Raw genomic sequence first — 26,058 nt, 5'->3', positions numbered from 1 at the left:
CCACAAAAAATGGATAACGCCATGAATCATCCACTCCCGATCAATTCTGCTCCCGCCAAACCCAACACCGGCGACTCGAGCATGGGTGCGTTGCTGCTCGAATCGGGCAAGATCACGCCGGAAAGCGCCGAGCGCGTGCTGCGCATGCAGAAGGAACTGGGCATCCGCTTCGGCGAAGCGGCGCAACGCCTGGGCCTGATCACGGAAGCCGATATCCAGCAAGTGCTGGCGCGCCAGTTCGACTATCCGTACCTGACCCCGGGTGAAAGCAAGCTGTCGCAGCATCTGGTGGCGGCGTTCCAGCCATTCAGCGCCCAGGTCGAGATGCTGCGCGCGGTGCGCAGCCAGCTGATGCTGCGCTGGTTCGCCCGCGGCCACAAGTCGCTGACCGTGATGGGCGTCGAGCCGGGGGACGGCGCCAGCCTGTTCGCCGCCAACCTGGCGGTCGTGTTTTCCCAGCTGGGCGAGAACACGCTGCTGGTCGATGCCAACCTGCGCCACCCGTCCCAGCACGAGCACTTCGACATCAAGGGCCGGCAAGGTCTGTCCGACATCCTCGCCGGCCGTGGCGACTATGGCCTGGCCACGCGGATCGAATCGCTGCTGTCGCTGACGGTGCTGCCGGCCGGCACCCTGCCGCCGAATCCGCTCGAGCTGCTCAGCCGCAGTGGCTTCTCCGCACTGAACCTGCAACTGGAAGCGGCGCACGATATCGTGCTGTATGACGCCCCGGCGTTCGCCACCGCGTCCGATGCGCTGCCACTGGCGGCGCGCACGGGCGGTGTGCTGCTGGTCGTGCGCAAGAACCGCACCTCGCTCGACAACGTAGCGCTCGTTACCGAGCAGATGACCCAGGCCGGTGCCAAGGTCGTCGGTTCCGTCCTGGTCGAATTCTGATGAATACCGTAGCCACTCCCTCCATGCGTAACGCCGCCGCGCCGCGCGCAGCACTGTCCGATATGTGGCCAGTGCTGCTCGGGCTGGGGGTACTCTTCGTACCCTCGCTGTATTCGTTGATGACCGGTTTGTGGGCTACTGAAGAACAGGCGCACGGTCCGATCATCCTGGGACTCTCGCTCTGGCTGCTCTATCGCCAGTGGCCCGACATGGAACGCGCCAGCGCCGGCGAAGCCGGTTCGAAGATGGGCTGGCCCTTGTTCGTGCTCGGCCTGCTGCTGTATATCTTTGGCCGCTCGCAAGCCGTGTTCGCGTTCGAGATCGGCTCGATCATCGTCCTGCTGGCGTCGATCATCCTGCTCAAGTTCGGCGTGCGCGCATTGCGCTACCAATGGTTCCCATTCTTCTTCATGCTGTTCATGATCCCGCTGCCGGGAGGCATCGTCAGCCTGCTGACCATGCCGATGAAGATGGCCGTATCGTGGGCAACCGAGCATATCCTGTATGCGCTGGGCTATCCGATCGCCCGTGCCGGCGTCATCCTGCAGATCGGCCAGTACCAGCTGCTGGTGGCCGATGCGTGTGCGGGGCTGCAAACGCTGTTGACACTCGAAGCGCTCGGGCTCTTCTACCTGAATGTCGTGCGCCACTCGTCCGCATTCCGCAATGTCGTGCTGGCCATCCTGATCATCCCGATCTCCTTCACCGCCAATGTGACCCGCGTGATCACGCTGTCGCTGGTGACGTATTACCTGGGCGACGCCGCAGGGCAGGGGTTCCTGCACGGGTTCGCGGGTATGGTTCTGTTCGTGACGGCGCTCGTGCTCATCCTGGGTGTCGACTCCTTACTTCATTTGTTCGTACGCCGCCGCGAGCAGACGGTTGCGGGAGAAAAAGCATGAAGAAGCCTTTGATGATGAGCCTGGTCATGTGCGCCATGATGGTGTCCTCCGCCGCCGTGACGAAAGTGATTACGCCTACCGCCAAGCTGGCGGACCGCCAGGCACGCTTCGACCTGACGCGCATGGTGCCGGCGCAGTTCGGTGACTGGCACGTGGATGACAGCATCGTGCCGCTGCAGGTCGATCCCGAGACCCAGTCGAAGCTGGACAAGATCTACAACCAGACCCTGTCGCGTACCTATATCAATAGCCAGGGCGAACGCATCATGCTGTCGATCGCCTATGGCGGCGACCAGAGCGATACCCTGGGCGTGCACCGGCCGGAAACTTGCTACACGGCGCAAGGCTTCAATGTCAAAGAGCAAGTCGACGGCATGCTGCCGACGGCTTACGGCGATATCGCGGTGCGCCGCCTGTTTGCCAGCGCCGGCTCGCGCTACGAACCGGTCACTTACTGGATCACGATCGGCGACAAGGTGACCCGGCCGGGTCTCGAACAAAAGATGCAGCAGTTGAAGTATGGCCTGAGCGGATCGGTTCCCGACGGGATGCTGGTGCGCGTGTCCAATATCGCCACCGATACCTCTGCTGCCTATGCTGTGCAGCAGAAATTTGTCGGTGACATGCTTTCCGCGCTCGACAAGGCCGGTCGCAAGCGAATGATCGGCGGTTGAGAGGTATTTTCGGAATGCAAATGAAACTGGCGACATATCTCGGCAGGCTGCGGCGCAAGCCGAAGGCGCAAGCGCAGCAGCGCCTCATCGCGCACAAGGGCGTGCCGGTAGCGCTAATCGCCGTGTTCCTCATCATTGCCGTCCTGATCGGCATGGTCGGCGGCCTTGGATCGCTGCCGCTGCTCATGATCATCGGCGGCGGCACGATTGCCACGCTGCTGTTCTTCCTGGTGGACGCCTACGGGCTCTTGCTGAGCTTGTTCCTGATGACCTTCGTGATCCAGGGGAGCCTGCTGTACTTCTTCCGGCTGCGCTCGGCGACCTGGGTCGCCGTCGGCATGGCCATGCTGTTCTTCCTCAGTATCTTGATGAGGCGCACCTTGAGCAACAAACAGGGGATGCCGCGGCCAAGTTCATCCGGCCAGGGCGTTGCGCTGGCCACCGTGATGTTCCTGCTGTGCTTTGTCGTCTCCATCGTGCTGAACAGGCCGGCCGCGCTGCAGATCGTGTCCGGTATCAAGAGCCACCTGCCGATGTTCAGCGTGCTGCTGGCTTTCTACTGGTTTTCCTGGGGCGAGCAAAAAGTCGAGCGTATCTGGAACATGCTGCTGATCGTCGCGGTGCTGCAATTGCCCGTCGTCCTGTACCAGCACTTGTTCATCGCAACGGCTCGCACCTACGATGCGATCGTCGGTACCTTCGGCGGCTCCCAGCTGGGCGGCGGGAACAGCTCGATCATGGTGCTGTTCGCGATCACGATGATGACGTACGCGATTGCACGGTGGAACGTGGGATTGATGACCGCGAAGCGGATGGTCCTGATCGCCTTCGTCAGCATTGCCGTGATCCTGCTGGGGGAAGTGAAGGCAACCTTCCTCTGGGTGCCGTTCGCACTGTTCTGGGTATTGCGTAAACGTATTATGCGCAACATCTTTGCAATGGTCGGATATATTGTCATCATTGGTGCCTTCATGGCGGCCACGTACTCCGTCTATGCGATGCTGTACTGGGGTAAGGCCGCAGAGAAGGGCACCACGATTTCGGAGAAATTCGAGGCGCGCGGCGGCTATTTCTTTGACCCCGACAATATCGACTATCGGACGGGTGAGGTTGGCCGGGGTGCCTCGCTGGCGATCTGGGCGCAGGATCCCCAGGCTTCGGTGGCGCGTCGCCTGCTGGGCTACGGCCCGGCGGCCAGCAAGAACGGTGCATTCGGCCCTGGCACGATCGCAAAGCGGTATGCGCCGCTCAACGTCGATGCCACGACCGTCTCGGTATTGTTGTGGGAGGTGGGTATCATCGGTGCCGCGGCTTTCGGGTTCATGATCGTGGGAGGTGCGTGGTTGAGCCACCGCGCCACCAAGGCCACCAACCTGACGGCGCAGCAATCGGCCATTCTTGAAACCTGTACGCCGATGCTGATCATTCTGACGTCAACATTGCTCTATAACCGATCGGTCGTCGAAGAACCTACTGCTCAGTTGTTACTAATGTTCACATTGGCTTCGGTAGTGCAGATTGCACGATTCGGTAGTCTGGAATGGAAACGCCGACCGTTGTTAAAAACCAGTCGCTCACGCTCTGTAAATATGGTAAGTGTTTGATTGGTAAGGAATAATATTAAATTTCCAATCTCATGGACTTATTATCAGCATCATTGAAAATAAGTCCATGAATTCAAATTGTTTAGGCTGGTCTTTGTCTGAAATACGTCACGAATCCTTGGGAAATTGCTGTCTGGAATGCGCGTTGCCGTACGGAATGATGTACACTGGATTCTCTCGCTGCTTTGCCTGCTTTAATTCCCACGCCATCTCTACCCTCGCTCATCGAAGATGAACAGGAGGCGGCACGAAAGCAGGCTCGCCTCATCTGTCTGGAGATCCCAATGTCTTTTCGTTCCCTCGGTACCCTTCGTTTCGTAGCTTTCGCGCTTTCCGCCGCGTTCGCGATGCCCAGCCATGCCGACTGGGTTCAATCTACTGCAGTGGATGCTGTGCAGCCCGCACCGACGGCTTACGCATTGCAGCCCCAGAATCCGCCCAGCTTCACCTGGTCGCGCCATCCCAAGGCAACCGACAGCACGGTGTACACCATCGAGATCCGCAGGGGCTCGGAGGCGCCGGCGCGTTATACGACGACGCGCAACTGGTTCCTGCCCACGACCAAGCTGGAACATGGCACCTATGCCTGGCGCGTCGTGGCCAGCAACGCACCGACCGAATGGTCGACCGAGCGCGGCTTCGTGATCAATCCGACGTCTTCCGTATTCGAAGTACCCGATAGCGCTACGATGCGCGCGCGCGCCTCGCGCAGCCGTCCGCGCATGCAGGCGGCAGGTTTCCTGCCCTACAGCCAGTGGGATGCCGCGCGCATTGCCGAGCGCGGTGTCGCCTACAAGAACCTGGGTAACGACGTCATCCGCCGTATCCCGAATCCGGCGCCGAAGGATTCGCTCTGGACGCTGACCGCCGCGGGCGGCAATACCGCGGCCTTCGTTGCGCAGCAGGCGTCGATCCACGAGCTGATCAACAAGACCTCCGAGCAGCTCGAGGCAGCGACCTTGATGTACCGGTTGTCCGGCAACCAGACTTATCTCGACGAGGCACTCAAGCGCGGCGATGAATTGGCGGCGCTCAGCCCGTCCGGCCCCACCAGCTTCGTCAACCAGGACCAGGGCACGCGTGCCATCGCACTGGCGTTGTCGAAAGCCACCGACTTGCTTGACGGTAAGATTGACGGTTCCCGCCGGGCGCGCTGGATCGAAGTGGTGCGCCTGCGTGGTATCGATATGTACAACGACCTGTCGGGCAATAACGGCCGCCTGGACCAGTTCCCGTTCGATTCGCACGGCGCCAACAACCTGGGGTTCCTGGCCCTGGTCGCGTCGCTGATGCTGAATGAGTTCCCCGAGGCTGCCGTGTGGTTCGATTTCTCGACCCGTGCCTACATCCATTCGGTCTATGCATGGAGCGGTCCGGAAGGCGGCTACTCGCAAGGTACCTATTACGGCGGCGCAGCGATCGACGGCGCGGTCAGGATCTGGGATCCGTTGACCCAGCTGACGGGCGTCAACCTGTTCGAGAAGCCATGGGCCAAGGGCTTTACCAAGTTCTTCGTGCACTTCGTGCCGCCAGGCCAGCAAACTCACCTCTTTGGCGATGGCCATGAGGCGAAGCCGTACGCGCCGATGTTGAAGGCGCTTGCATCGCGGGTCGCGTCGTCGGAGGCGCGCTGGTACTACAACAACCTGACCGCGGCCGAGGCTCAGCTGACGTTGCTGAACGCGCCGTATCCGCTGCCGGTCATGCGCTACACGGGCCCGGTGAACGCGCCGCCGAACGGCGCGGTCTACCCGAGCATCGGCTGGGCAGCGATGCACAGCGACCTGTGGAACCCGGTGCGGACGTCGCTGTACTTCAAGTCCAGCCCGTACGGTGCCTACACGCACTCGCACGCCGACCAGAACGGCATTGTCCTGATGCGTAACAACAAGCTGCTGCTCTCGGAAACCGGCTGGTATGACTACTACGGCTCGCCGATGTGGAGCAGCTGGTATCGCGCAACCAAGGCGCATAACGCCATCACGTTCGATGGCGGCGTGGGCCAGCCGACCACCGGCAACACCCTGAACCTGCGGCGCAAGGGCAAGATCACGGCATTCTCGAATACCGCGACGCTGGATTACGTGGAAGGCGATGCAACCGCGGCGTACGACGGCTTGCTGACGGGAGCGACGCGCAAGGTCTGGTACATGCGCGGCAAGGACCAGGTGGTGGTGCTCGACAAGCTGTCGTCCCTGACCGCACGCTCGTTCGAGTGGAACTTCCACGCACCGGTGGCAATCACGAAGAACGCGGATGGCACGTCGACGATCGTCAACGGTACCGAGAGCCTGTGCATCCGTCCGCTGACGTCGGGTACCACGTTCGAGACCCGTGTCGGTGCGACGCCGAAAGCCGGTACCTACGAGGCGCATGCAGCGTACACCCGTCCGTCGGCCACCAGCGCGGAATTCCTGATGCTGCTCGATATCGGTTGCAAGAAGCCGGCGGTATCGCTGACGACGACCAGCACCGGCCGCACCCTGAGCGTCGGCGGCCAGACGATCGTGCTGCCGCGCTAAGCGCAGTCCCCGCGTCTCCCGAGAGCGATTGCTTTTGACGAAGCAATCGCTTTTGTTATAATTAGCTCAATAAAATTTACTGATGAGCTGGTATCAATGACGCGTTCTACCGCACCCGGGTCGCATCAGGCGCGTGGCAGTGTGCCTGCGACGTCCCTGTCGCGCACTGATGCATCCTTCCTCCCGCCCCCTTCTTGCCCCTCCGCCGGCGCCGCAGCATGAGCGATCACCCGTATTCGGGTGCCAACACCAGGCGCAACATCTTTGCATTCCTGGTCGGTAAAGTTCCGACGGCAATCCTGACCGCAACCATTCTTGCAATGCTGGCGCGTAACCTCAGCGCCACCGAATTCGGCCGTTATGTGGTGTGCATGGCGATGCTGGACGTCACGCTTGGTTTTTCCACGATCGGCCTCGATTGGGTCATCCTGCGTTACGCGCCGGTGTATCGGCTGCATTCCACGCGCGCCCGGCTGCTCGGCCTGATCCTGCGGGTGGCGCTGGTACGCGTGTTCGTGCTTGCGGCGGTTGGCGCGCTCATCTTTGCCTTGGCCACGTTCTTCCCGGCGGCGGCAGGCAAACTGCCGGTGGACCTGGTCTGGTATTTCTGCGTGCTGATGGTGGCGGAGGGGGCCACGCGCATGCTGCGCGACAATGCGCTCGAGGCGCTGTCGCTGCAATCCCGGCTGCAGATCATCATGATCGGCAAGTCGCTGATCCTGATCGCCACGCTCGGCTACATGGGCACGCAGGGCGGCGGGACCGCGCAGTGGATGCTGATCGCTGAAACCGCCGCCTCCTGCATTTGCCTGGTCCTGGCACTGGCCTTCATGCTGACCGGCCTGAAATCGATGGAGCAGCCCGATCCCGCCTGGGTGCCGCCCACCTTCAGCCAGATGCGCCAGGTAGCGCTGTTCAATTACAGCAGCGGCATCGTCGAATATTTATTCTCGACCTCCTTCCTGATGCTCGTGCTCGGCCGTTTCCTGGCGCCGGCGACCGTGGCAGGGGCCGGGTTCGTGGTGCGCCTGATCGAGATGATCCGCAATTACCTGCCGGGCATGCTCGTATTTTCGCTGGTCCGCTCCCGAATGATCGGCAACTACGTGCGCGACCGGAATTTCGACGACTTGCGTACATGGGCGCGCTTCCTGTTCAAGATCAGCCTGCTGACCTTGCTGCCCGTGTGCGGTATCGCCGCCGTCTATGGCCGGGAGATCCTGGAAGTGGCCAGTGCGCACCGCTACGGCGGCTACGGCGTGCTGTTCGCGGCCCTCACGTTCTGGCTGGCGCTGCGCCTGCACCGGCTGATCCTGGGCGTCGTCTTCAACGCCGCCGACATGATGCGCCTGTGGGCCAAGGCTTCCGCGCTTTCCCTGCTGGTCCTGCCACCCCTGTTGCTGATCGGTCCCGCGCGGCTGGACATCTGGTTCCTCCCCGCGGTGCTGATCAGTGGCGAAGTGGTGGCAAACGTGCTGGCCCTGCGGATCATGCGCGGTACCGGACGCGAGTGGGAAACCGGCTGGGACTGGATCATCCGCTCGTTCCTGGCGCTTGGGGCAGGCGTTGCCGCGGCCGCATTCCTGCCCCGCCAGGGCCTGGCCTGGCTGGTGGCGGGCATGGCCGTGCTGACGGTGGTCTATTGCATCGGTGCGCTGCTCTTGCGTGTCATCGACCGGACCGACCAGCAACTCATCAATCGCAGCAGCGGACGGACCCTGTTCAAGGGCGTGTGACGGCCGTCCAGGCCGGTCATCGGTGAACGTGTCGAACATGCCTGGAGCACCGGGCACCCGAGGCCTGCCAGCCAATCGTGCCGGCGGCCTTGGGCCATGCGCCGGCGGCAGGCCGGGCCCGGCGTGCCATTGCGCGCCAGGGAATACAGGTTCGGGAAGGGGAGTGCGCCCCCAGGCTCGCGCCTCAGGGGCGTGGCAACACCGTCAGGCGGCAGGACGGCGGATGATGAAGCGGTGCTTGCTGTTGGCCTGGGTGACAAACGGCTCGTTGCAGACGAAGCGCAGTTCATCGAATGCCAGCGAGGCAAGGATGCGCTGCCGGTAGGCTTCGCACTGCGCTTCCAGCTGTGCAGCGTGCAGGCTTGCACCGTGCAGGTTCACGGTCAGCGTGCGGTCGTCGAACACGACCTGGAACCGTTCGATGCGGGCATCCTCGCGGAACAGGTGCGTGAAGAATTCCGAATGCACCGCATTGCCGCGCGGATCCACCACGACGTCGTTCTGGCGGCCGAGGACTTCGGCGATGAGCGGCAGGCCGCGGCCGCACGAGCATGGCTGCTCCGACATGCGTACCAGATCTCCGGTATCGTGGCGCGGCATGTACATGGCCCTGTTGACCAGGTCGGTGGCGACCAGGCGATTGTCCTCGAGAACTTCGGTATGGCAGCGCATCGACAGCAGGTGGAAGCCTTGCTGGTTCTCGCATTCGAATGCCGATACCCCGGCATCGTTGCAGCCATACTGGCTGTAGCAGGGCACGCCGAAAGCGCGCTCGATGTCCTTGCGCATGGCCGGCGTCAGCATCTCGGCGGTGCACACGATGCCGCGCAGGCGGTGCTGGAGCCGGGTGTTCGTGGCGTTCAGGTGGCAGGCGAGGCGGTGCACGGCGGAAGCGTAGCCATAGATCAGGCGGTAGCCGCCGCTCTGGATGGACTCGGCGTACTGCGTCATGGCGGCGGTGGACATGTCGAATGCCGAGAAAATGCGCACATTCAGCAGGGCGTAATAAGCCTGCTGTTTCATGCCGGTGCCGGACAGTGACGAGCCGCTGAGGAAGGCGACCGGATCGCCCAGGCGATAACCCGCCACTTCCCAGGAGAGCAGGAGGCCGGCCCACAGGTATGACTGGGTATCCGATGACGTATAGTAAACTAGCGGCTCGCCTGTCGAGCCGCCGGTCTTCTTGCGTACGACCTTTCCCTTGTAGTGCGGGTTGCGCAGTTCTTCCCGGTGGGCATTGATGAACTTCTTGTTCGTGACCGGGAGTTCGTCGAACGAGCGCACCGCGGAAAACATCGGCAGGGTACGCAATTCCTCCAGATAACGCGTGCGGGCCAGTCCGGCCTGGGCTTCCAGCTTTTCGGGGCTTTCATATTGCTGGCGCCGGAGCGTGTCGAGAAGTTCGAGTGTATTGGTGCCGCGCACCAGGTCGATCAGCCGGAACCGCAGCGTTGCAAGCAGCGATGGAGCAGGTGCGGGGGATATCGCGTTGGGGGCGTTCATGGCGGGAGAGACGTTAGCGAAGTGACAAAATAGTTTCAATCATACCTGAAATGCCTTTCAGCATGGGAAGCTGTACGGTTCCGCCCCCGTACGCCATTTAATGCGTTGTATAGCTGGAAAGTATTGTATAATAGTCACTATATGCATCGTGAGGAGCAAGCCGGCAGAGGGAAGAGCGAACTTGAGCGGCTGGGTTCCAGGCGCCGCGATGTGATCTGGTCGGTATGACGATTTTTGTGAAAGAGGTTATGAAGGCGCCAAAGTTCCTGATGATGGGTACCAGTGCGACCGGCAAGGGCGGTATCGCCACCGTGGTAGCAGTGTTGCAGCGAGAAGGCTTTTTCGAGCGGAATGGCGGCCGGTATGTGGTGACACATCTGCAAGGCTCGCCGGTGCAGAAGATCGGCACGGCGATGAACGCCGTGTTCCAGTTGCTCGGTGTTCGCCTGCGTGGTGCCCGCCCCTGCGTGCACGTGCACTCGGCGTCGCGGGCCAGCTTTTTCCGCAAATCGGCCTTGCTGTGGGTGGCCCGGGTGCTTGGATGCAAGACCGTTTTCCATTTGCACGGCGCGGAATTCCGCCAGTTCGCCACCGTGGAGTCGGGCCCGCTCGTCAGCCGCTGGATCCGCCACACGCTGCGCCGCAGTTCCGCCGTGGTCACCCTGTCGGAAAGCTGGGCGCGCTTCCTGCGCGAATTCGCGCCGGGTGCCAACGTGGTCGTGATTCCGAACTCGGTGCAGTTGCCTGCCGTGACGGTCCGTCCCGATGTGGCGCCGAACATCCTGTTCCTGGGGCGTGCCGAACAGCGCAAGGGCATCTTCGACCTGCTGCGGGCGGTCCGCGACCTGGTGGCCGTCATCCCGGAGGTCAAGCTTGTGATCGGCGGCGACGGCGATCTGGATGCGGTAGTTCGCGCAGCCGAGGAGCTCGGCATCCGGCAGCATGTTGAAATCGCCGGCTGGATGGGCGGCGAGGAAAAGGCGCGCCGGCTGGAGGAGGCGATGGTGTTTTGCCTGCCATCCCACGACGAAGGCTTGCCGATGGCGATGCTGGAGGCCATGGCGGCCGGCCTGCCGGTCGTCGTTACGCCGGTCGGCGGCATTCCGGAGGCGATCGTCCATGGCGACAACGGCATGCTCGTGCCGCCGGGGCAGCCCGCCGAGCTGGCGGCCGTATTGGGCGAAGTGCTCCGCAACAAGGAGCTGCGAAACCGGCTCGGCGCACGCGCGCGCCAGACTATCGAGACCAGGTTCGGTACGGCCGTGGTGCTCGATCAGCTGAGTCATCTCTATGATGAGCTGGCGCGGAAATGAAACCAGAATTTATCTGAAACTTATTGAAGGTGATCCAATCATGACAATAGCGGTTATCGGCTTGGGATACGTTGGCCTGCCCCTGGTTGTGGAATTTGGCAAACTCGGCCGTACTATCGGTTTTGATATCGCTGCTGCCAAAGTAGCATCCTGCCAGCGCAATGTGGATCCGTCGCGCGAGCTGTCCGATGCGCAGATGGCGGAAGCCATCCATGCGGAGTACAGCTCCGACCCGGCAGTGCTGGCCGAGGCCGACATCATCATCGTCGCCGTGCCGACCCCGGTCGATGAAGCCCACACGCCCGATTTCGGTCCGCTGATCGGCGCCAGCCGCACGATCGGACCGCACCTGAAGCAGGGTGCCATCGTCGTGTACGAATCCACGGTGTATCCGGGCGCTACCGAGGAAGTCTGCATTCCGGTGCTGGAGCAGACCTCGGGCAAGCAATGGAAAGTCGATTTCAACGTCGGCTACTCGCCGGAACGCATCAATCCGGGCGACAAGGAACATACCCTGACCACGATCCTGAAAGTGGTGTCCGGCGATACCCCGGAGACCCTGGAAAAAGTCGCCAGGATGTATGAATCGATCGTCAAGCCCGGCGTGCACCGCTGCTCGAGCATCAAAGCGGCGGAAGCCTGCAAGGTGATCGAAAACACCCAGCGCGACCTGAACATCGCGCTGATGAACGAACTGGCGATCATCTTCGAGAAGATCGGCATCGACACGACCGAGGTGCTGCGCGCCGCCGGCACCAAGTGGAACTTCCTGAATTTCCGCCCTGGCCTGGTGGGTGGCCATTGCATCGGCGTGGATCCTTACTACCTGACCTACAAGGCCGAGATGCTGGGTTATCACCCGCAAGTGATCCTGGCCGGCCGGCGCATCAACGATGGCATGGCCAAGTATATTGCCGAGCAGACCATCAAGCAGATGATCGCCAGCGGCAGCTACATCAAGGGCGCGCGCGTCAACGTGCTGGGCCTGACCTTCAAGGAAGATTGCGCCGACCTGCGCAATTCGAAGGTGGGCGACGTGGTCAATGAACTGAAGAGCTTCGGCGTCGAAGTCTTCGTGCATGACCCGTATGCCGATCCGGAAGAAGCACTGCATGAATACGGCGTGCGCCTGCTGGGCTGGAACGAACTGCCGCGCGCCGATGCCATCGTTGCTGCCGTCGCACACCGCGAACTGAAGGCGCTGACCGCCGAAGACCTGTGCAAGAAGCTGGTCAAGGGCGGCTGCTTCATCGACGTCAAGTCGTGCTACGACCAGGCGGAACTCGAGCAGGCCGGGCTGCAGGTCTGGCGCCTGTAGGAGACCGCATGCGCATCTGGTTCGAACTGACGAACTCCCCGCACATCAACATGTTCGCGGCAATGATCCGCGAACTGCAGCGCGAGGGGCATGAAGTCATCATCACTTGCCGCCCGCTGGCCAACACGATCGATCTGCTGGACCTGCACGGGTTCAAGTACGAAGTGGTGGGCCAGCATTACGGCGGCAAGTTTTCCGCCAAGGTCTTCGGCTTTCCCGTGCGTGTCGCGCAGCTTTGCAAGTACATCGGCAGCCGGAAGGTCGACATGGCGATCTCGCAAAGCTCGTTCCACTCGCCGGTGGTGGCGCGCCTGCTCGGCATCCGCTCGATCTACATGAACGACAACGAACATGCCATGGGCAATATTCCATCGTTCATCTGCGCCAGCACCATCATGGTGCCGGAATTCCTCAGCATCGAGAAACTGAAGAAGCAGTGGGCCAACCCGAAGAAGGTGAAGCACTACCCCGGCGTGAAGGAAGGCCTGTACCTGTGGGAACTCGATCAGCGCCTGGCGCAGCGGCAGGGCGGCACGGTGTCGAAACCGCGGCGGAAGATCTATATCCGCCCGGAGCCCTGGACGGCGCAGTATTACAAGGGCAGCCGCAACTTCCTGGACGACCTGGTGCTTGGCCTGAAGGATCACGTCGACGTGATCCTGCTGCCGCGCGGAAAAGACCAGGGCGTGCACTACCAGGATCCGAAATTCGCCGGCGTGCGCGTGGTGACGACGGCGCTGGACATCGCCGACATCGCTCCCGATTGCGACCTGTTCATCGGTGCCGGCGGCACGATGACGCGCGAGATGGCGGTGCTGGGCATCCCCACGATCTCGGTATACCAGGATGCGTTGCTGGACGTCGACCAGCATTTGCTGGAAACGGGCGCATTCCGCCATGAACCGCAGCTGACCGCGCAACAGGCGCTGGATTACCTCGCCATTGCCACGGCGCGCCCACCCGATCGGCGCCTGCTGGAAAAAGGCAAGGCGGCATACAACATGGTCAAGCAACATATTTTGAATGGCTAATAGCATAAAGGACACAACACGATGATTCGGCTGGCAGTAGTAGGTTTGGGGAAGATGGGTCTGTCCCACCATGCGATGATCAATGCGCACCCCCGTGTCAAGGTAGCTGCCGTGTGTGACGCGGCGGGCTATGTGCTCGACATTCTGAACAAATACACCGGTGTGCAGACGTACACCGATTTCGACACGATGCTGCGCGAGGTCGAACTCGACGCCATCATCATCGCCACGCCATCGAGCATGCACGGCAAGATGGTCAAGGCGGCGCTGGAAAAGAAGCTGCACGTCTTCTGCGAAAAGCCGTTCGTGCTCGATACGGCCGAAGGCGAGGAAGTCACCCGCCTGGCGAAGGAATACAAGCTGGTGAACCAGGTTGGCTATCACTGCCGCTTCGTGGGCGCGTTCCAGGAAGTCAAGCGCCTGCTGGAAGCGGACGTGATCGGCGAGATGACGCACCTGATGGCCGAGACCTACGGCCCCGTGGTGCTGAAACCAAAGGGTTCCACCTGGCGTACCCAGCGCTCGGAAGGCGGCGGCTGCCTGTACGACTACGCGGCTCACCCGCTGAACCTGCTGACCTGGTACTTCGGCATGCCGCGCGGCGTCGGCGGCTCGGTGCTGAACAACGTGTTCTCTTCCGATACGGATGACGAAGTGTTCTCCACGCTGTACTTCGACAACGGCCGCAGTGGCCAGCTGTCGGTGAACTGGAGCGACGAGTCGTACCGCAAGATGAGCACCAAGATCACCATCTGGGGCAAGAACGGCCGCATCTATGCCGACCGCCAGGAAGTGCAGGTCTACCTGCGCGACGCATCGAATGCGCCGGAAGGCTACCAGAACGGCTGGAACGTGCGCTATACCACCGACCTGACCGAACCGGTCGACTTCTACCTGCGCGGGGAAGAGTACTCGGCGCAGCTGGATTACTTCGTGCGCTGCATCGAGGAAGGCCGCGCGGACGACAACGTCAACTCGTTCTCGGAAGCGCTGGCGACGGACCAGGTGATTTCGATGCTGATCGCCGACGCGGCCAAGGGCCCGTCCGTGATGAACGGCGACGCACTTCCCGAACAGCCGAAGAGCCGCAAGAAAGGCTTCTTCTTTGGCAGCCGCGTTTAACAAGAATTGAACACTGGAGCAGGTTAAATGGATCGTTTGTTATTTGGTGATAACCAGTTTTTCGGCGTCAATCACATGTCCGAAGAAAAGGCGCGTGCGCAGGCCATGCGTTTTCAGGATATCAACGCCATCATCGAAGTGCTGGACAATGCCTACGACGAAGGCATTCAGAGCTTCATGTGCACCACGCACGACCGCATCGCGCAAGTGTGCGACCACATGCGTGCCAACCCGCAGCGCTACAAGGACTTCAAGTTCATGCCCTGCATGCCGTACGCGCACAAGTACGCGAACGCGGTGACCGAGGATGGCATGCTGGGCGCGCTGAAGCGCTTCATGCCCGATGAAGGCTTCCTGAACGCCGCCATGCGCGGCGGCATGTCGCTGGCCCGCAAGGACATCGAAGGCATCACCACGCTGCTGATCGACGCCGAGATGAAGATGTTCCAGGGCCTGAACACGCCCGTCATCTTCCTGCAGAACGTGGTGGTCGACCTGCTGCTGGGACTGGGCTTCAAGGAAGCGTTCCGCATCTTCGCCGACCACGTGAAGAAGCGTTATAACGCCGAACCGGGCTTCATCACGATGAACCTGCCGCGCCTGCTGGACGTGCTGGACGAGCTGGGCATCGAAAACCCGATCGTCTGCTCGAACATCAACAAGATCGGTTTCCGCATGAGCGGCGGTTTCGAAGCCTACGAAAAGGCGCTGCGCGACCGCAAGTTCCGCGCGATCGCAATGTCCGTGTTCGCTTCCGGCGCGATCCCTCCCGCGGAGGCGATCGAATGGGTGTGCGAGCAGCCCAACATCGAGTCCATCGTGTTCGGTGCATCGAGCCGCGGCAACATCCGCAACACGCGCGACCTGGTGCGGCGCCATTGGCCGGAAGCGAAACAGGAGAACGCTGCGTGAAAACCGTCTATCTCGTGGCCGGTGCACGGCCGAACTTCATGAAGATCGCGCCGATCGTGCGCGCGATGACCAATCACCCGCGGCTGGCCTACCGGATCATCCACACGGGGCAGCACTACGACCGCGAGATGAATGACGTGTTCTTCGAGGAACTCGGCATCCCGGCGCCGGACGTGTTCATGGGCGCCGGCGGCGGCAGCCATGCTGACCAGACAGCCAAGATCATGCTGGGTTTCGAGAAGCTGTGCCTGGAGCAGCGCCCCGACGCGGTACTGGTCGTGGGTGACGTCAACTCCACGCTGGCGTGCTCGATCGTCGCCAAGAAGCTCAACATTCCCGTCGCGCACGTGGAAGCGGGCCTGCGCAGCGGCGACATGACGATGCCGGAAGAGATTAACCGCCTGGTCACCGACAGCATCAGCGACTGGTTCTTCGCCACCGAGCCGAGCGCTGTCGAACACCTGCGGCGCGAAGGCAAGGCCGAGTCAAGCGTGCACTATGTCGGCCACGTGATGGTGGATAATGTGCTGTACCAGGCCGGCAAGCTGGCCGAGGGCGGTTTTGAAAGCCAGCCATTGAAGCGCGAGCTGGCCGGCCGGCGTTACGGCGTGGTCACGCTGCACCGTCCAAGCAATGTCGACGACGCGGCGATGATGGCGCAGATCGGCTCGGCCCTGACCGAGATCGCACGCGAACTGCCGCTGGTGTTCCCGGTCCACCCGCGCACCCGCGGAAACCTGGAACGCTTCGGCATCGACCTGGGCCCGAACGTGACCCTGGTGGGGCCGCAGGCTTACATGGCGTTCCTCGACCTGTGGAAGGATGCGGCTGTCGTGCTGACCGACAGCGGCGGCCTGCAGGAAGAAACCACGGCGCTGGGCGTGCCCTGCATCACGATCCGTGAAAACACCGAGCGACCGGTCACCGTCGAGGAAGGCACCAATGTCCTGGTTGGCACCGATCCGGTGCGTATCGTCGACGAGGCGCGCAAGGTATTGCGTGGCGACGGCAAGCAGGGCAGGCGGCCCCATCTGTGGGATGGGCAGGCTGCGCAGCGCATTGTGGCCGTGCTCGATCAGGCCCTGATCTGACCAAGGGGCAGCCATCAGGCTGCCTTTTTTTTGCAAAGGATGAAGTGTGAAAATACTCGTTACTGGTGGCATGGGGTACATTGGTTCGCATACGGTCGTCGAGCTGGCGCATGCCGGCCACGAAGTCGTGGTGCTGGACAACCTGGCCAACGCCAGCCGCGCTGTACAGGAGCGCGTGCAGCGCATCACCGGCAAGCCTTTCGAATTCATCGAAGCGGACATCCGCGACCGCGCCGCGCTCGAGGGCGTCTTTGCTACCCGGCAGTTCGATTCCGTGATCCATTTCGCCGGCCTGAAGGCTGTCGGCGAATCGGTGGCGCAGCCGCTGCGCTACTACGACAACAACGTGTCCGGCAGCGTGGCGTTGCTGGAAACGATGGCGAAGTTCAACGTCAAGTCGATCGTCTTCAGCTCCTCGGCCACCGTCTATGGCGATCCGGCAACCGTGCCGATCACCGAGGATTTCCCGCTGTCGGCGACCAATCCTTACGGTCGCAGCAAGCTGATGATCGAAGAGATCCTGCGCGACCTGCACAAATCCGACAACAGCTGGCGCATCGCCTTGCTGCGCTACTTCAACCCGGTGGGCGCGCATGAAAGTGGTCTGATCGGTGAAGAACCGAGCGGCATCCCGAACAACCTGATGCCCTATGTGGCGCAGGTGGCGGAAGGCAAGCGCGAGTTCCTGTCCGTTTTCGGCGGCGATTACCCGACGCCGGACGGCACCGGCGTGCGCGATTACATCCACGTGGTCGATCTGGCGATCGGTCACGTCAAGACGCTGGACAAACTGGCGACAGGTCCAGGCGTATATACCTACAATCTAGGGACCGGCCGCGGCAATAGCGTGCTCGAGATGGTACGCGCGTTCGAAGCCGCCAGCGGCCGGCAAGTTCCGTACAAGATCGTCGACCGACGACCCGGAGATATCGCCGCCTGCTATGCGGATACGGCGACGGCCGAGCGAGAGCTCGGCTGGAAAGCACAGTTCGACATTGCCCGCATGTGTATCGACACGTGGCGCTGGCAATCCTCATCGCGATAAATTTCCCAGGGAGTCTTCACATGAAAGCAATGATCCTCGCGGCCGGCAAAGGCACGCGCGTGCGGCCATTGACGTACGAACTACCGAAGCCGATGATCCCGATCCTCGGCAAGCCCGTCATGGCCTACCTGGTGGAACACCTGGCCCGGTACGGCGTGACCGAAATCATGGTCAACGTCAGCTATCTGCATGAAAAGATCGAGGAGTACTTCGGCGAAGGACACCAGTTCGGCGTGCAGATCGGCTACTCGTTCGAGGGCTATACCAACGACAATGGCGACGTGGTGCCGGAGCCGCTCGGTTCGGCCGGCGGCATCAAGAAGATCCAGGAATTCGGCGGCTTCTTCGATGAAACCACGATCGTGCTGTGCGGCGACGCGCTGATCGACCTGGACCTGAAATCCGCCCTGTTCGAACACCGCCGCAAAGGCGCGCTGGCGACCGTCATCACGCGCGAAGTGCCGTGGGACAAGGTGTCCAGCTATGGCGTCGTGGTCAGTGACGAAGATGGCCGTATCCGGGAATTTCAGGAAAAACCGGATCCGTCGCAGGCGAAATCGAACTGCGCCAGTACCGGTATCTACATCTTCGAACCCGAAGTGATCGACCTGATTCCTACGGACCGTCCGTTCGACATCGGCTCGGAACTGTTCCCGCTGCTGGCCGAAAAAGGCCTGCCGTTCTATAACCAGACCCGCAAGTTCAACTGGATCGACATCGGCAGCGTCAAGGATTACTGGGAAGTGCTGCAAGGCGTGTTGCTGGGCGAAGTGGCCAACATGGCCGTGCCGGGCATCCAGGTCGATGAAGGCCTGTGGGTGGGTCTGAACACCAGCATCGACTGGAGCAACGGCACCAAGATCGAAGGCCCGGTCTACATCGGTTCCGGCGTCAAGGTGGATGCCGGTGCGCGCATCGTCGGCCCGACGTGGATCGGCCATGGCAGCCACATTTGCGCCGGTGCGACGGTGCTGCGCAGCGTGCTGTTCGAATATACGCGTGTGTTACCGGATGTTACGCTGGACGAATTGATTGTCTTTAAAGACTATAGTGTCGACCGTGCTGGCGAGATGAAACACGTTTCGCAGTATGAATCCGACGAATGGGCCAACGCACGCGACCGCCGCGCGGCCCGCCGCCGGGAAGGCGAACCAGAAGTCACCCCTTTGGAACAGAAGAAAGCATGAAGATATATCCCGTCATCCTGTCCGGCGGCGCCGGCACCCGCCTGTGGCCACTGTCCCGGGCGGCACTGCCGAAGCAGTTGTTGCCCGTGGTTGCCGACAAGACGATGTTGCAAGACACGGCATTGCGCCTGAATGGTCGGCCTGGACTGATGCAGCCGTTGATCGTTTGCGGCAACGAGCACCGTTTCCTCGTCGCCGAACAGCTGCGCGAGATCAACGTCAAGCCACTCGGCATCCTGCTCGAGCCGGAAGGTCGCAATACGGCGCCGGCCATCGCCGCCGCCGCGCATTACCTGAAGGCGATCGATGCCGAAGCAGTGATGCTGGTCTTGCCGGCCGATCACGTGATCAGCGACACCGAAGCGTTCTATGGCGCGATCCTGCGCGCGGCCGCACTGGTCGAGCATGGCGCCCTGGCCACGTTCGGCATCGTGCCGACGGCACCGGAGACGGGATATGGGTACATCAAGGGCGGCGAACCGCTGCCGGTCGGCGATAATTGCCTGAAGGTGGATCGCTTTGTCGAGAAGCCCGATCGCGCTACCGCCGAAGAATTCGTCAATGCCGGCACATATTTCTGGAACAGCGGCATGTTCCTGTTCCGCGCCGGCGACTACCTGAAAGAGTTGCAGCAGTTCCAGCCGGCGATCGCCAGCGCTACCGCCGAAGCGGTGGAAAAGGGCTATCGCGACCTGGACTTCTGCCGTCTCGACGAGGCAGCCTTTGCCGCCAGCCCGTCCGATTCCATCGACTATGCGGTCATGGAACATACGCGCCATGCCGTCGTCGTGCCCGCCGCGATCGGCTGGAACGATGTCGGTTCGTGGTCGGCGTTGTGGGAAGTGCAGCAGCACGACAGCAACGGCAATGTCTCCCGTGGCGACGTCTACCTGGATGGCGTGAAGAATTCGCTGGTGCGCGCGGAAAACCGCTGCGTGGCCGTCATTGGCCTCGAAGATGTCGTGGTCGTCGAGACCAACGACGCGGTACTGGTCGCACGCAAGGACCAGGTGCAGCGAGTCAAGCAGGTGGTCGACCACCTGAAGTGCCAGGATCGTACCGAACACCTGCATCATACAAAGGTCTACCGTCCGTGGGGCTGCTACGAGGGTATCGACGTGGGCGACCGCTTCCAGGTCAAGCGCATCACCGTCAACCCGGGTGGCAAGCTGTCGCTGCAGATGCACCACCATCGCGCCGAGCATTGGATCGTGGTATCGGGAACCGCCCGGGTCACGTGCGGCGACAAGGTCGAACTGCTGACCGAAAACGAATCCACCTACATCCCCATCGGCATGAGCCATCGCCTGGAAAATCCCGGCAAGCTGCCGCTGCACCTGATCGAAGTGCAGTCGGGCAGCTACCTGGGCGAAGACGATATCGTGCGCTTCGAGGACGTCTACCAGCGCACCTGACGCCCGATATCCCTGGCATGGCGCGGATCTCGTTGCCACACAACACGCAAGTGTTGTGTGGCAATTTTTTTATTATGATTGTGAAACTTACGTTGCAGTTCTGATATACTGCCGATCAGAATTAGTTTTTTACTGACAGATACTTATTTCCGGCAGGAATTTCGCATGAAACGCACTCTTTTCGTTACCGCGGCGCTCGTATTGATGGCCGGCGCGCACGCGGCAAATGTCAGCTCGCCCGTTGAAACGCTGACGGTCCAGACCGGCAAGAATTCTCTGGCATTCGACAATAACTTCAGCAATACGCTGGCAGGCGATACGTTCGCCGACCGCTTCGACTTCACGCTGGGCGGCAAGGCCAGCGTGCGCTTCGTGGCGACGTCGACCGCCGCCGGCCGGAACGAAAGCCTGGACCTGACCGGCTTCGGTATCTACGACGCGTTGACGAACCTGGCCGTGGCACCGGGCAAGCTGTCGTTCCTGAACGCCGATGGCGTGTTCGACAAGTGGACCCTGAGCGCCAGCAACCTGGCCGCCGGCGCTTACTACTTCCAGGTGTCGGGCACGATGCTGGCGCCAGGCGGCTCGTATGCCGCCAATGGCACGCTCACCGTCTCGCCGGTGCCGGAACCGGCCATGCCCGCCATGCTGCTGGGCGGCCTCGCCGTGCTGGCGTTTGCCGCGCGCCGCAACGCCAAGTAAACCGAACAGGAAACCTTCATGAAAAAGCTGTATCCACTGTGCCTGGCCGTCTTGCTGGCATTCGGCACCCACGCCCACGCCGCCTACATCGACCAGAGCCGCATCGTCGACATGTCGACCACGCTGACCGCCAGCGGCTCGTTTGCATTCTCCCGCACCGTTGAAACGGCCGCCGCCGCGCTGGGCGAGGAGTTCAACGGCTTCAGCGATCGCTACACCTTCAAGCTGAACGCCGCATCGGCCGTCACCGGCCTGATGACCTCGGTACCATACGATGACGAGACCGGCCTGGGCATCACCGGCTTCAACCTGTACCAGGAAGGCGTCACCGAAGCCGTGTATTACGGCACGCTGCACGATCCCTTCGACCAGACCTGGCTCTTCAAAGGCACCGATATGCTCAAGGCCGGCAACTACTTCCTGGAAGTGAACGGCTTCGCCACAGCCACGAATGCCAGCTACAGCGGCACGCTCTCGGTATCCCCGGTGCCGGAGCCCGGTACGCTGGCCCTGATGCTGGGCGGCCTGGGCGTGCTGGGCGTTGCGCTGCGCCGCCGCGGCTGAGACCACGCGTTATAATGAAAACGGAAGCTTTGGCTTCCGTTTTTTTTCGTCCTCGTGACAACCGTCGCTGTCTTGTCATGACCTGCAGCGTTGTCTCATGCGCAGTCCTGTCCCTACCACATGGAGCCCGGCCATTTTGCGATCCGCTTTTCTCCTGCCAGTCCTGATGGCCGCCGCCATCGTCCATGCGGCGCCGGCGCTGCAGCCGGCCCAGCTGGCGGTCGTCATCAATGACGACGAGCCGAACAGCGTAGAGCTCGGTGAGTATTACCGCACCGCCCGCGGCATCCCGGACGCGAACATCGTCCATGTCCGCATCCCGGGCAAGCCCCGCAAGCTGACGGCGGAGCAGTTCGCCGACCTCAAGGCGGAGATCGATGGCAAGCTGAAACCGGGTGTGCAGGCCGTGCTGATGGTGTGGACGGCGCCGTATGCCGTCGAATGCAACGGCATCACCGCAGCCTACGCGCTGGGCTACGACGCCGCGCAATGCATCCGCACATGCGCACCCGGAAAAGCCAGCCCGTACTTCAATGCGTCCGCATTGCCGGGCCGGGTCCAGCCAGGCATGCGGCTGGCGATGCTGCTGCCCACCGAGTCCGTCGAGGAAGGCAAGGCCCTCATCGACCGCGGCAAGGCCAGCGGATTCCGTGTTTCGGAGGCGGGCGCCTACTATCTTGTCACCAGCGAGCAGGCACGCAACAGCCGTGCGCGGTTCTTCCCGAAGCCCGGCGCCATTCCGCAACGCAAGCTGACGATCCACACGCTGGGCGCGGATGCGCTGGAAGGCAAGCGCGACATCATGATCTACCAGACCGGCAAGGCGCGGGTACCGAAACTGGAGACCCTCCAGTTCATGCCCGGCGCACTGGCCGACCATTTGACGTCGACTGGCGGCGACCTGCTGGGAGGAGGGCAGATGAGCAGCCTGCAGTGGCTGCAGGCCGGGGCGACGGCGAGCTACGGTACCGTGAGCGAGCCGTGCAATTTCTGGCAAAAATTCCCCAATCCCGCCGTCCTGCTGCGCCACTACGCCAACGGCAGCACGGCGATCGAAGCCTACTGGCGCAGCGTTGCCTGGCCGGCGCAGGGCGTCTTCATCGGCGAACCGCTCGCCGCGCCCTATCGCAGGTAGCCCCACGGGCCGCCATCGGCGGATCGGCCGGCTTCCCGGCCGCGGCATGGCGCGGCAGGCATGTGGCCCTGCAGCGCCGGCGGCCCGGTACCGGAGCAGGCGGCATTGCCGACCTGCGTGGTGCGCCGGCACCGCCCAACTCCTCCCTCCTGTCATCGTTGTCGGCACGCGCGCAGCCAGGCGCCGCCACGCCTGGCCATTCCCGCGTGCGAATCGATGGCCGGCCGATCATTTAAGAGCCATGTCTTTTAGTTATTAGTTTATTCTTATCCCTGCCATTCCCGTTTCCAACGACATCGCACTGTCCGCACTGTCATTAAGGGGTCATATCGTTTAGCTAATATGCATTAGGCAATATTCGATTCACTTTCTCAAGATTGCAGGGATACCATGACACCACACGCTCCGACTCCGTGCCGCAAGACCGCGCTGGCCACGGCCCTGGCCGCTGCCCTGGCCACCTCGCTGGCCGCCCCGGCCTTCGCCGCTTCCGACATCGTCATCAGCCAGGTCTATGGCGGCGGCGGCAATAGCGGCGCCACGCTGAAGTCCGATTTCATCGAACTGTTCAACCGGAGCGATGCGGCCGTCACGCTGACGAACTGGAGCGTGCAATATGCCAGCACGGCGGGCAGCAGCTGGCAAGTGACGCGCTTGCCCACCGTCACGCTGGAGCCCGGCAAGTATTACCTGGTACAGCAGGCTTCCGGCAATGGCGGCAGCGTGGCGCTGGACCCGGACACGACCGGTACGATCCCGATGAGCGGCAGTGGCGGCAAGGTGGCGCTGGTCAGTTCCACCGCCGCCCTGGCTGGCGCGGCGCCGACCGGCGGGGCACTGGTCGACCTGGTCGGCTGGGGCAGCGCCGGGCACTTCGAGGGCACCGCGCCGGCCGGTGGCACGGGCAACGCCACCGCAGTGCTGCGCAATGAAGCCGGCTGCATCGACACCGACGACAACCGCGCCGACTTCGCCGTGGCCGAACCGGTCCCGCGCAACGCCGCCGAGCCGGCCCATTCGTGCACTGTACCAGCGGTCAAGCCGATCGTGCTGCGCTGCCCGTCCAGCCTCGCTATCGCGCAGGGCTATGCCGGCGGCACCCTGCTGGCGGCCAGCGATGCCGACAGCATCGTCAACGCGGCGTCGATCACGTCCGCCGCGGTGCCGGGCATCGGCCTGGCGTTCACGTCCGCCAGCGCCGAAGGTGGCAGCGCATCCGGGCGCATCGAAGTGGCGGCGGATGCCCCGCTGGGCGATTTCCCCGTCACGGTACGCTTCGCCAACGACGATGCGCAGGAAGCCAGCTGCACGGTCGGCATTTCGGTGCGCCCGCTGGCACCCGTCACGCACACCATCCCGCAGATCCAGGGCAGCGGTGCCACCAGCCAGTACGCGAACACCGAGCAGACCACCGAAGGCATCGTCACGGCCAAGGTGGCGGGCGGGTTCTTCCTGCAGGACGGCAATGGCGACGGCGATCCCGCCACGTCCGACGGGCTGTATGTCTACAACGCAGCCGCGGCCGATGGCGTGGCGGTCGGCCAGCGCGTGCGCGTCACCGGCAAGATCACCGAATACACGCCGGGCGGCGCCAACCGCTCGTACACGGAAATGACGGACGTAACGTTCGCTCCCGTGCTGTCGTCCGGCCACAGCGTGGCGCCGACCAATATCGCACTGCCGAACGCGCGCCTCGACCAGGTCGAGGGCATGCTGGTGCGCTTCACGGACCCGCTGACGATCTCGCAGACCGACTACCTGGGCACGCGCGGCGAACTGTCGCTGTCGTCCGGCCGCCTGGAAATCCCGACCAATCGCCACGCGCCGCGCAGCGCCGAGGCCGCGGCGCTGGCCGCGGCCAATGCCGCCAACCTGATCGTGCTGGACGACGGCATCTTCACGACGCCGGCAACCGTGCCGTACATCGGCGAAGGCCGCACCGTGCGCGCCGGCGACCTGGTGCATGACCTGACCGGCGTCGTCGATTACGGCGCGCTGGGTGCGGGCGGTGCCGGCTTCAAGCTGCAGCCGACCGTGCCGCCGGCCATCACGCGGGACAATCCGCGCGAGGCGGCACCGGCGCTGCCGGCCGGGAACGTGAAGGTGGCCAGCGCGAACGTGCTGAATTTCTTTACGACGTTCACCGACGGCACCACCGCTACGGGCCAGACGAACCAGGGCTGCACGGTGGGCTCGACCACCAGCCAGGGCAATTGCCGTGGCGCCGATAACCTGGCCGAGTACGTGCGCCAGCGCGACAAGATCGTCAACCAGCTGAAGAGCATCGATGCCGACGTGGTCGGCCTGATGGAAATCCAGAACAATGGCGACACCGCCGTCGGCCTGCTGGTGGACAGCCTGAACGCGGCCTACGGTTCGCCGGTCTACGCGGTGGTGCCGAAACCGGCCGCCACGGGCACCGACGCGATCCGCGTGGCGATGATCTACAAGCCGGCCGCTGTCACGCTGGTGGGCGGCTCGCTGTCCGACGCGAACAGCGTCAACAACCGCCCGCCGATGGCGCAGGCGTTCCGCGCCGCCAATGGCGAGAAGTTCTCGGTGGTCGTCAACCACCTGAAGTCGAAGGGCAGCTGCCCGTCCGGCCCGGGGGCGGAAGCCGACAACGGCGATGGCCAGAGCTGCTGGAACGCCACCCGCGTCGCGCAGGCGCAGCGCCTGGTCGATGCGTTCGTGCCGCAAGTGCAGGCCGCCGCCGGCGACCCCGACGTGCTGCTGATCGGCGACATGAATTCGTACGGCATGGAAGACCCGATCGCCGCGATCATCGCACGGGGTTACGTCAACCAGCTGGAACGCTTCGTGCGCCCCGTCGGCCTGCCGTACTCGTACGTGTTCGGCCACCAGGCCGGCTACCTCGACCATGCGCTGGCCAGCGCTTCGCTCAGCCCGCAGGTGGTCGGCGCGGCCGAGTGGCACGCCAACGCGGACGAGCCGGAAGTCATCGACTACAACACCAATGGCAAGCCGCAGGATCTGTACGATGCCCAGCCTTACCGCGCTTCCGACCACGATCCGGTCGTCATCAGCCTGGCGTTGGCACCGGCATACAGCGATGTCACGGCCAGCGTGCAAGTCAACGCCACGGGCCTGGGCTTCAACCGCGTCACGCAACTGTTCACCGGTTCGGTCACGCTGGTGAACCGGTCCGATGCGGCGCTGGCCGGTCCGCTGTCACTGCGGTTCGACGGCTTGCCCGCCGGTGTCACGGTCGTCAACGCGACCGGCACGCATGATGGCGCGCCCTACATCCGTATCGCCGGCGGCCTGGCACCGGGCGCCTCCGTCACGGTGCCGCTGACGCTGCGCAACCCGGCCAAGGTCAACGCCACGTACACGGCACGAATCTTCAGCGGTAACTTCTAAG

Annotated in this window: 20 protein-coding genes; 19 read left to right on the top strand and 1 reads right to left on the bottom strand. The window is 62.8% G+C overall.

What is annotated here, in order from left to right:
• Positions 1-21 precede the first annotated feature (21 nt).
• The 6 genes from epsG (at position 22) to EYF70_RS20840 (ending at position 8,335) form a co-directional block, all read left to right on the top strand.
• Positions 22-897, top strand: coding sequence for a chain length determinant protein tyrosine kinase EpsG (epsG, locus tag EYF70_RS20865; RefSeq protein ID WP_229420485.1), 876 nt, complete (start codon positions 22-24; stop codon positions 895-897).
• Complete coding sequence (gene xrtB / locus EYF70_RS20860; RefSeq protein ID WP_218943706.1) at positions 897-1,799, top strand: exosortase B; 903 nt, start codon at positions 897-899, stop codon at positions 1,797-1,799. Before epsG ends, xrtB begins: the two co-directional genes overlap by 1 nt.
• Positions 1,796-2,473 (top strand): exosortase-associated protein EpsI, B-type, encoded by a 678-nt coding sequence (epsI, locus tag EYF70_RS20855; protein ID WP_131147123.1) that lies wholly within the window; start codon positions 1,796-1,798, stop codon positions 2,471-2,473. The genes xrtB and epsI overlap by 4 nt, the downstream gene beginning before the upstream one ends.
• 20 nt (positions 2,474-2,493) lie before the next feature.
• On the top strand, positions 2,494-4,077 hold the full coding sequence (locus EYF70_RS20850; RefSeq protein WP_131147122.1) for a hypothetical protein: 1,584 nt from the start codon (positions 2,494-2,496) through the stop codon (positions 4,075-4,077).
• A gap of 419 nt (positions 4,078-4,496) precedes the next feature.
• Complete coding sequence (locus EYF70_RS20845) at positions 4,497-6,599, top strand: heparinase II/III domain-containing protein (protein ID WP_229420484.1); 2,103 nt, start codon at positions 4,497-4,499, stop codon at positions 6,597-6,599.
• A 218-nt stretch (positions 6,600-6,817) separates the two neighbouring features.
• Positions 6,818-8,335 carry an MATE family efflux transporter gene (locus EYF70_RS20840; protein WP_131147121.1) on the top strand — a complete coding sequence of 506 codons (1,518 nt, stop codon included), beginning with the start codon at positions 6,818-6,820 and terminating at the stop codon, positions 8,333-8,335.
• Between the two features lie 204 nt (positions 8,336-8,539).
• Here EYF70_RS20840 and EYF70_RS20835 read toward each other — a convergent pair whose 3' ends face one another.
• Entirely contained in the window at positions 8,540-9,838 is a 1,299-nt protein-coding gene (locus tag EYF70_RS20835; protein WP_131147120.1) for a phenylacetate--CoA ligase family protein, read from the bottom strand.
• A gap of 248 nt (positions 9,839-10,086) precedes the next feature.
• On the opposite strand from EYF70_RS20835, the gene EYF70_RS20830 reads away from it, so the two are divergent.
• The 13 genes from EYF70_RS20830 (at position 10,087) to EYF70_RS20770 (ending at position 26,057) form a co-directional block, all read left to right on the top strand.
• On the top strand, positions 10,087-11,151 hold the full coding sequence (locus EYF70_RS20830; protein ID WP_229420483.1) for a glycosyltransferase family 4 protein: 1,065 nt from the start codon (positions 10,087-10,089) through the stop codon (positions 11,149-11,151).
• A gap of 37 nt (positions 11,152-11,188) precedes the next feature.
• Positions 11,189-12,469 carry a nucleotide sugar dehydrogenase gene (locus EYF70_RS20825; protein WP_131149235.1) on the top strand — a complete coding sequence of 427 codons (1,281 nt, stop codon included), beginning with the start codon at positions 11,189-11,191 and terminating at the stop codon, positions 12,467-12,469.
• Positions 12,470-12,477: 8 nt separating this feature from the next.
• Complete coding sequence (locus EYF70_RS20820; protein WP_131147119.1) at positions 12,478-13,500, top strand: DUF354 domain-containing protein; 1,023 nt, start codon at positions 12,478-12,480, stop codon at positions 13,498-13,500.
• A gap of 54 nt (positions 13,501-13,554) precedes the next feature.
• A complete protein-coding gene (locus EYF70_RS20815) occupies positions 13,555-14,622 on the top strand; it encodes a Gfo/Idh/MocA family protein (RefSeq protein WP_229420482.1) in 1,068 nt (355 codons plus the stop codon).
• 75 nt (positions 14,623-14,697) lie between these two features.
• The gene (locus EYF70_RS20810; RefSeq protein WP_229420481.1) at positions 14,698-15,534 is read left to right on the top strand and encodes a hypothetical protein; all 837 of its coding nucleotides are present in this window, start codon (positions 14,698-14,700) and stop codon (positions 15,532-15,534) included.
• On the top strand, positions 15,531-16,625 hold the full coding sequence (wecB, locus tag EYF70_RS20805; RefSeq protein WP_131147116.1) for a non-hydrolyzing UDP-N-acetylglucosamine 2-epimerase: 1,095 nt from the start codon (positions 15,531-15,533) through the stop codon (positions 16,623-16,625). Before EYF70_RS20810 ends, wecB begins: the two co-directional genes overlap by 4 nt.
• A gap of 46 nt (positions 16,626-16,671) precedes the next feature.
• Positions 16,672-17,670, top strand: coding sequence for a UDP-glucose 4-epimerase GalE (gene galE / locus EYF70_RS20800; RefSeq protein WP_131147115.1), 999 nt, complete (start codon positions 16,672-16,674; stop codon positions 17,668-17,670).
• A 20-nt stretch (positions 17,671-17,690) separates the two neighbouring features.
• Complete coding sequence (locus EYF70_RS20795) at positions 17,691-18,857, top strand: nucleotidyltransferase family protein (RefSeq protein WP_131147114.1); 1,167 nt, start codon at positions 17,691-17,693, stop codon at positions 18,855-18,857.
• Entirely contained in the window at positions 18,854-20,272 is a 1,419-nt protein-coding gene (locus EYF70_RS20790; protein ID WP_131147113.1) for a mannose-1-phosphate guanylyltransferase/mannose-6-phosphate isomerase, read from the top strand. Before EYF70_RS20795 ends, EYF70_RS20790 begins: the two co-directional genes overlap by 4 nt.
• Positions 20,273-20,437: 165 nt before the next feature.
• Positions 20,438-20,974 (top strand): FxDxF family PEP-CTERM protein, encoded by a 537-nt coding sequence (locus tag EYF70_RS20785; RefSeq protein WP_131147112.1) that lies wholly within the window; start codon positions 20,438-20,440, stop codon positions 20,972-20,974.
• An 18-nt stretch (positions 20,975-20,992) separates the two neighbouring features.
• Positions 20,993-21,538 (top strand): FxDxF family PEP-CTERM protein, encoded by a 546-nt coding sequence (locus tag EYF70_RS20780; protein ID WP_131147111.1) that lies wholly within the window; start codon positions 20,993-20,995, stop codon positions 21,536-21,538.
• A gap of 166 nt (positions 21,539-21,704) precedes the next feature.
• Positions 21,705-22,673: a TIGR03790 family protein gene (locus EYF70_RS20775; protein WP_131147110.1), complete on the top strand. Its 969-nt coding sequence runs from the start codon at positions 21,705-21,707 to the stop codon at positions 22,671-22,673.
• Between the two features lie 390 nt (positions 22,674-23,063).
• Entirely contained in the window at positions 23,064-26,057 is a 2,994-nt protein-coding gene (locus EYF70_RS20770; RefSeq protein ID WP_131147109.1) for an ExeM/NucH family extracellular endonuclease, read from the top strand.
• The last annotated feature ends 1 nt before the right edge of the window (position 26,058 follow it).

It is taken from the genome of Pseudoduganella albidiflava (genome assembly GCF_004322755.1).
Taxonomy (GTDB): Bacteria; Pseudomonadota; Gammaproteobacteria; order Burkholderiales; family Burkholderiaceae_D; genus Rugamonas; species Rugamonas albidiflava.
Note: the sequence above shows the minus strand (reverse complement) of the source record. Positions and strands in the feature narration are given on the sequence as shown.